This is a genomic window from Azospirillum palustre, assembly GCF_002573965.1.
Classification (GTDB): Bacteria; Pseudomonadota; Alphaproteobacteria; order Azospirillales; family Azospirillaceae; genus Azospirillum; species Azospirillum palustre.
The window spans coordinates 1-549 of sequence record NZ_PDKW01000003.1 but is presented as its reverse complement, the minus strand read 5'-3'; the positions used below and the strand labels follow the sequence as shown (position 1 = coordinate 549).

Sequence of the window (549 nt, the reverse complement as noted above, 5' to 3'; positions counted from 1 at the left end):
CGTGGTGTTGCCGCCGTCGCTCAACGTGACGATGTCGGAACCGGAGTTGCCGACGAGGATCTCCAGCCCGGCGATCAACAGGGTCGAGCCGCCGCCAAGCTCGCCGACCACCGCCACGTCGCTGCCGGAACTGCCGACCAGCGTTTCCAGCAAATTGACGACGAAGGTGCCGCCGCCGTCGGACAGCTGGACGACATCGCGCCCGCTGTTGCCGGTGACGGACTCGATGCCGACGATCCGCACGGTCGTGCCGCCGGTGCCCAGCGTCACCACGTCAAGGCCGCTGCCGCCGATCAGCGTTTCCACCGCCACCGTCATCAGCGTGCTGCCGCCGGACCCCAGCGTCACAACATCCAGGCCGGACCCGCCCAGCAGCGTCTCAAGCTGCGACACCGCAAGGGTGTTGCCGTTCGACCCGAGGGTGATGAGGTCATTGCCGGTGCCGCCGAGGATGGTCTCGAACAGCGATACGGTCGCCGTGTTGCCGGTGTCGCCCAGCAACAGCAGATCGGTGCCGGCACTGCCGGTCAGCGTCTCGATGCCGCGCAG

At 68.1% G+C, this 549-nt stretch carries 1 protein-coding gene; it reads right to left on the bottom strand.

Annotation, left to right across the window (positions count from 1 at the left end):
- The coding region (locus CRT60_RS35980) for a hypothetical protein (RefSeq protein ID WP_425290384.1) at positions 1-549 on the bottom strand (549 nt) is incomplete at both ends.